Origin of the sequence: Streptomyces sp. NK15101 (assembly GCF_020400725.1) — a bacterium.
Lineage (GTDB): Bacteria > Actinomycetota > Actinomycetes > Streptomycetales > Streptomycetaceae > Streptomyces.
Genome location: NZ_JAINVG010000090.1, coordinates 23,644 through 30,170 on the forward strand (window position 1 = coordinate 23,644; position 6,527 = coordinate 30,170).

Genomic DNA, 6,527 nt, shown 5'->3' on the forward strand with positions numbered 1-6,527 from the left:
ATGTCGTGGACCACATATCCACCGACACCGCTATGGCAGAGCCACCGCCCCGTGTCGGTGCGCACCGGGATACCCGCCCTCGCCGGCGGGTATCTTCATGCGTACCCGGACTTCCGGCGGGGTGGCGGTGACCACCTTGCCGCTCGACATCCTCCCGGATCCGCGGTCCGGCACGCTCGGCACCTTCACCCGGGCCCAGTTGGTGCGCCTCTGTGACGTCGCCGGGCTCTCTCCGGCCGACACGGAGACGTACGCGCGCACCCTGGTCGAGGCGTTGGGCCCGGCCGCCGAGCGGTCGTTGGCCCTGCCGCCCCCGACGCGGACCTTCCTCTCGGACGACCACACCCCCGTCGAGTACTCGCTCTCCTTCAGCCCCGGCCGGGCCCCGGCCCTGCGCGTGCTGGTGGAACCGGGCTGCGGCGCGGACACCCGGGCGGAGAACGGCCGGATCGGTCTGGAGGTCGTCCGCGCGATGGCCCGGCGCTGGGACTTCTCCACCGAGCGGCTCGACGAGATCGAGGACCTCTTCTTCCCGGACCGGCCGAAGGGCCCGCTGGCGCTGTGGATCGCGCTGGAACTGGTCCCCGGCGGCGTGCCCAAGGTCAAGGTGTACCTGAACCCGGCCGCGTCAGGGGCGAAACGTTCCGCCAAGACCGTACGGAAGGCCTTGCGCCGACTCGGGCACAAGAAGGCGTACGCGGCGCTGCCGAAGGCCGACGGCCACCCCTTCCTCGCCCTGGACCTGGGTCACTGGGAGACGCCGCGGGTGAAGGTCTACGCCCGGCACCCCGACCTGTCGGCCACCGAGGCGGGCGGCCTGTCCCGCACGGGCTCCGGCCCGGGGCCTGCGGAGATCCAGGAGTTCTTCCGGGCCGTCGCCGCCACCGACGACCTCGACCGGCGGCCCGGCCTGTCCTGCCACTCCTTCACCGAGACGGAGACCGGCCGCCCCAGCGGCTTCACCCTCCACGTCCCGGTCCGCGACTACGCCCGCGACGACGCAGAGGTCCTCGATCGGGCGGTGGACGTCCTGCGGAGCCACGGCATGGATCCCGCCCCCCTGGTCCGGTCGCTGCCCGCCCTCACCGCGAGGCGGCCGAAGGACGGAGTGGGCCTCATCGCCTACCTCGCGCTCGCCCACCAGCAGGGCCACCCGCCCCGGGTGACCGCGTACCTCTCGTCGGAGGCCTACGCCGTCAGACCGCCGGCGAAACTGCGGCGCCGCGCGGCGGCGGGGGTCTAGCGACACTCCTACGACGGGGCTCCCGGTGGAGATCCACCGGGAGCCCCGTCGTAGGGGGACCGGCCACAGGGCCCGGCCGGGCCTTCAGACGGTCTGGAGCCCCCGCATCTCCTTGAGGTAGGGGCCGACGTCGACCTGGATGGAGGAGCCGCCCTCCGCCGTGCCGTACCGCTCGGCGATGCCGCTCAGGTACGCGTCGATCTCCTCGCGCATCGCGTCCGCGTCCGGCAGGACGGCCTCGCCGCCGATGATGCGCGCGACCCAGTGCGTCTGGCCCTCCACGAGCCGTGTGATCGCGCCCATCGGGCGGACCAGGCCGACGAAGTACAGACCGGGCCGGCCAGGAGCGACGACCCGCCGGTACAGCTCGACCGACCCGTCCGGTCCGGCCGGGCATCCCTCGGGCAGGAACGGGAAGTCCATGCGGTAGCCGGTGCAGTAGACGATCGCGTCGGCCTCCTCCGAGGTCCCGTCGGTGAAGACCACCCGCCTGCCGTCGAGGTGGTCGATCCCCGGCCTGGGGTGCACCGCGCCGTGGCGTATGCGGCTGAGGATCTCGTCCGAGATGGTCACGGGGGAGGAGAAGAGCGGGTGGTCCGGCTCGGGCAGGCCGTAGTCGGAGAGCCTGCCCCGCGCGATCTGCAGGGACCTCTCGGCGAAGTCGATCTGCTCGGGCAGGGACATGGCGGTGAACCACGGCACCTCGGCCATCTCGTCGACCGACATGCCGTAGAGCTGCTTGGGAACGATGTGCAGTCCCCGACGCACCGAGAGCACGGTGCGCGCGGCATGCCGGGAGAGGTCCGTGGCGATGTCCACGGCCGAGGCGCCGAGACCCACGACGACGACGCGCTGCCCGGCGAAGTCGGCCCCGTCCTGGTAGTCGACGGAGTGCAGGATCCTGCCGGTGAACCCGTCGGAACCGGGCGGGGAGGGCTTCGGCAGCGTCGGCACCGTGTTGTGCCCCGAGGCGACGACGACATGGGCGAACCGCCGCGACTCCAGCGTCCCGTCCGCCCTCCGGCTGACGACCGCCCACGACGCGTCGTCGTCCTCCTGCCGCACCGACACGACCTCGACGCCGAACTCGATGCGGTCCAGCACCCCCGCCCATTCGGCGAAGGACCGCAGATAGGCGGCGACCTGGCTGTGCCGCGGATAGAGGGGGTAGTCGTCGGGCATCGGGAACTCGGTGTACCCCGTGAGCTGCTTCGCGGTGTTCAGGTGCAGCGACCTGTACCCGGGCCCCGGTTCACCGGCCCCCGGCTGCCGCCAGATCCCGCCGACATCGACCGCCCGCTCGAGACAGACGAAGTCGATCCCCTTGACCGCCAGAGCGTGTGCGGTCGCCAGTCCCGACAGCCCCGCACCGATCACGCACACACTCAAGGTTTCCCCCACAGAACGAACACCCTTCACTCGAACGATCATCCACTTCCCACCCGTCCCTCGCCTCACACCCGCAACACCCCGAGGAACCCGTCACACCCACCGCGTCCCGCCGAGCGGCTCGACGACCGGACCGGACCGGTCCGTTCCGTGCCCCGCGCCACGTCACCGTACCCGGCGGCGCCGGAGGCGGTGATCTCGTGTTCGCCGGGACGCGGTCGGCGCCTCGAAGGCGATGAGCCCGCCGCCGGGTCCGGTGGAGGAGGCGGTTCCGCGTCGGGCGGCGCGGTTTCGCGTCAACTCATCTGTTTCTCGGCCGAGTTGATCCGTTCTGACCTATGTTCTAGGGGCCGCAGCGGTTCACGGTTCGCCCAGGAGGTCCGATTGCAGCCCAGACGCGTCCGCGCCCTTGCCGGAGCATTCCGCCGCTCCCCCCTGCTCATCGCCCTCGCCCTCGGTTCGCTGCTCGTCGGGCTCACCCCCTGGCTGGGAGTGGCGAGCACGGGGGAGGGCGGCCGCGACCCGATCCCCCGGCCGGCGGCGGGGGCCTTCGACCGGCAGGCGGCGAAGCTGTCGCCGCACCACGGCGTGGCCCCGGCGAACGCCATGGAACCGACGGCTCCCGTGCTCCGGCGGACCGGATGGACGGCCACGGCGAGCGACGAGGAGACCGTCAAGGAGGACGGCCGCGCGGCCAACGTCCTCGACGGCGACACCGCCACCCTCTGGCACAGCAGGTGGTCCGGGACCCCGGCGCCGCTGCCGCACAGCATCACCATCGACATGCACCGCACGGCGGTGGTCTCGGCGCTCATCTACCAACCCCGCACCGTCGGGACCAACGGGCGCGTCGGCGAGTACAGCATCAGCGTGAGCACCGACGGCCGGAACTGGGGCAGTCCGGTCGCCACCGGCACCCTCGCGGACGACGCGGGCGCCAAGACCCTCGGATTCGCCCCGCAGGGCGCGCGGTTCGTCCGGCTCACCGCCGTCACCGAGGCGGGCAGCCGCGGCCCGTGGAGCTCCGCCGCGGAGATCGACCTCCTCGGCGACCCCGGAACCCCGGCGGCCACCGTCGACCTGCCGCGGACCGGATGGACGGCCACGGCGAGCGACGAGGAGACCGTCAAGGAGGACGGCCGCGCGGCCAACGTCCTCGACGGCGACGCCGCCACCCTCTGGCACAGCAGGTGGTCCGGGACCCCGGCGCCGCTGCCGCACAGCATCACCATCGACATGCACCGCACGGCCGCCGTCTCCGCCCTGGTCTACCAGCCCCGCAAGGACGGCCCCAACGGGCGCGCGGGCGCGTACGCCATCACCACCAGCACCGACGGCACCACCTTCGGCACACCGGTCGCCACGGGCACCTGGCGCGACGACGACACCGTCAAGACCGCCACCTTCACCCGCCCCGGCAGCGCCCGCTACATACGCCTGACCGTGACCCGAGAGGCCGGCGGCCGCGGGCCCTGGACCTCCGCCGCCGAGATACGCCTGAGCGGACCGGCCGCCCCGGCCGTCCACGGCTCCTGGGGCCGGATCACCGGCTTCCCCCTGGTGCCGGTGGCCACCGCCGTCCTGCCGGGCGACAAGCTCCTGGCCTGGTCGGCGTACGCGGTCGACCGCTTCGGCGGCAGCAACGGTTACACCCAGACCGCGATCCTGGACCTGAAGACGGGCAAGGTCACCCAGCGCCGCGTCGACGACACCGGCCACGACATGTTCTGCCCGGGCATAGCGATGCTCGCCGACGGCCGGGTCCTCGTCACCGGCGGCAGCAACGCGGAGAAGGCGAGCATCTACGACCCGGCCACCGACGCCTGGTCCCCGACCACCGACATGAACATCGCCCGCGGCTACCAGGCCATGACGCTGCTCTCCACCGGCGAGGCCTTCGTCCTCGGCGGATCCTGGAGCGGCACCGCGGGCGACAGGTCCGGCGAGGTCTGGTCCCCGGACACCCGCACCTGGCGCAAGCTCCCCGGCGTCCCGGCCACCCCGGCGATGACCGCGGACCCCCGCGGCGCCTACCGCGCCGACAACCACATGTGGCTGTACGCCACCTCGGGCGGCAAGGTGCTCCAGCTGGGCCCGAGCAAGCAGATGCACTGGATCGCCACCGGCGGGAACGGGAGCATCACCTCCGCCGGCACGCGGGCCGACAGCCAGGACGCCATGACCGGCAACGCCGTCGCGTACGACGTCGGCAAGCTGCTCACCCTGGGCGGCTCGCCCGCGTACGAGAACTCTCCCGCCACCCGGCGCGCGTACACCGTGAGCGTCGACGGCGATCAGGTCCGGCCCGCGCGCACGGGCGACATGGGCCACGCCCGCGCCTTCGCCAACAGCGTCGTCCTGCCCGACGGCAAGGTCGCCGTGTTCGGCGGGCAGGCCCACCCCGTGCCGTTCAGCGACGCCACGTCCGTGCTGACCCCCGAGCTGTGGGACCCGGCGACCGGACGATTCACCCCGCTCGCCACCATGGCCATTCCGCGCAACTACCACAGCGTGGCGAACCTGTTGCCGGACGGGCGGATCTTCTCCGGCGGCGGCGGCCTGTGCGGCGCCTGCGCCACCAACCACGCCGACGGTGCCGTGTTCACCCCGCCGTACCTGCTCAAGGCGGACGGCTCGCCCAAGCCGCGTCCCGTCATCACCGGCGGCGTACCGTCCCGGGCCGCCGCCGGCACCTCGCTCACCGTCGGCACCGAGGGGCCGGTGGCCTCCTTCGTCCTGATGCGGGCCGCGGCCGCGACCCACTCCACGGACAACGACCAGCGGAGGGTCCCGCTGGCATCCACGGCCGCGGGAACCGGCACGTACACGGTCTCCATCCCGGCCGACAAGGGCGTGGTCCTGCCGGGCACCTACATGCTCTTCGCCCTGGACGCCCAAGGGGTGCCGAGCATCGCCCGGTTCATCACCGTCTCCTGACGGCACGACAGCGGCGTCCGCCACCGGCCCGGAGCACCGCCGGGAACGGGCGCCGCGGCCCGGCGCGCGGGGATCCCCGACGACCCGGCCGCAGGGGGCTCCACGGCACTGCCCCGAGGGGTGCGCGGCGCACCACGGCCGCGTCCCCGCCCCGGGCCAGGTCGACGGGCCTGTCCACGAGGAAGGTCTCGGCGTGGTACCGGTAGGCCGCCGCGGTCGGATCATCTTCCGATGATCTTGTGTGACCCGGCTGATATTCTCGAATCATGGTCGAGAATCCGGTGAGGTCGCAGGTGGCCTCCCGTCCGGCGCCCGTGCAGCGCCGCGGCGTGCAGCGCGTGCAGGCGATCCTGGACGCCGCCGACCGGATCCTCGCGGAGGAGGGGTACGAGGCCTCCACGCTCGGTGCCGTCGGCAAGCGGGCCGGCATCCCCACCGCCTCCGTCTACCACTACTTCGCCGACCGGAACCAGGTCGACGCCGCACTCGTGCAGCGCCACGGCCAGGAGATCGACGCGCTCGTCGCCGAGGCGGCGGACGACCCCGAACTCGGCACCCTGCGCGAGGTGATCGACGCGCTGATCGACCCGCAGCTCGCCTACTGCCGCGAGCACCCGAGCGTGGTGGAGCTGTGGTACGCCCCGGGGCGCGCCCCGATGCTCATGGAGCTGGAGGAGGCCTGGGGCAAGGCGCAGGCCGAGCAGCTCCGGCGTCGCCTCGTCGAGCGGAAGCTGATCGTCGCCGACACGCCCCGGCTCGCCGTGCAGGTCGCCTACGAGGCCGCCGACCGGGTCTTCGGCATCGCCTTCGAGAACTCCCGGACCGGCGACGAGGCCACGATCGACGAGGCGCGCCGCCTCATGACCGCGTACCTCGAGACGTACGCCCCGAAGCGCCGCCGCTAGTCTTCTGAGTCAGGAATTCTGTTCAGATATGAGGCGAGGCGTTCGAGGATCTC

4 protein-coding genes are annotated in these 6,527 nt (G+C 72.8%); 3 read left to right on the plus strand and 1 reads right to left on the minus strand.

Going from position 1 to position 6,527, the window contains the following annotated elements; all coding sequences use genetic code 11:
* Nucleotides 1-97: 97 nt before the first annotated feature.
* A complete protein-coding gene (locus K7G60_RS32370) occupies nt 98-1,243 on the plus strand; it encodes a tryptophan dimethylallyltransferase family protein (RefSeq protein ID WP_225804532.1) in 1,146 nt (381 codons plus the stop codon).
* Nucleotides 1,244-1,327: 84 nt separating this feature from the next.
* Here K7G60_RS32370 and K7G60_RS32375 read toward each other — a convergent pair whose 3' ends face one another.
* A complete protein-coding gene (locus tag K7G60_RS32375; protein ID WP_225804533.1) occupies nt 1,328-2,632 on the minus strand; it encodes an NAD(P)/FAD-dependent oxidoreductase in 1,305 nt (434 codons plus the stop codon).
* Nucleotides 2,633-3,016: 384 nt separating this feature from the next.
* Here K7G60_RS32375 and K7G60_RS32380 point away from each other — a divergent pair, with 384 nt between their 5' ends.
* Together K7G60_RS32380 and K7G60_RS32385 are read left to right on the plus strand one after the other, a co-directional pair.
* The gene (locus K7G60_RS32380) at nt 3,017-5,569 is read left to right on the plus strand and encodes a discoidin domain-containing protein (RefSeq protein WP_225804534.1); all 2,553 of its coding nucleotides are present in this window, start codon (nt 3,017-3,019) and stop codon (nt 5,567-5,569) included.
* Between the two features lie 266 nt (nt 5,570-5,835).
* The gene (locus K7G60_RS32385; RefSeq protein WP_225804535.1) at nt 5,836-6,474 is read left to right on the plus strand and encodes a TetR/AcrR family transcriptional regulator; all 639 of its coding nucleotides are present in this window, start codon (nt 5,836-5,838) and stop codon (nt 6,472-6,474) included.
* Nucleotides 6,475-6,527 lie beyond the last annotated feature (53 nt).

Bases quoted from the DNA above. Each gene is read 5' to 3' on its own strand.
- K7G60_RS32370 (WP_225804532.1), top strand. From the start codon at position 98: ATGCGTACCCGGACTTCCGGCGGGGTGGCGGTGACCACCTTGCCGCTC.
- K7G60_RS32385 (WP_225804535.1), top strand. From the start codon at position 5,836: ATGGTCGAGAATCCGGTGAGGTCGCAGGTGGCCTCCCGTCCGGCGCCC.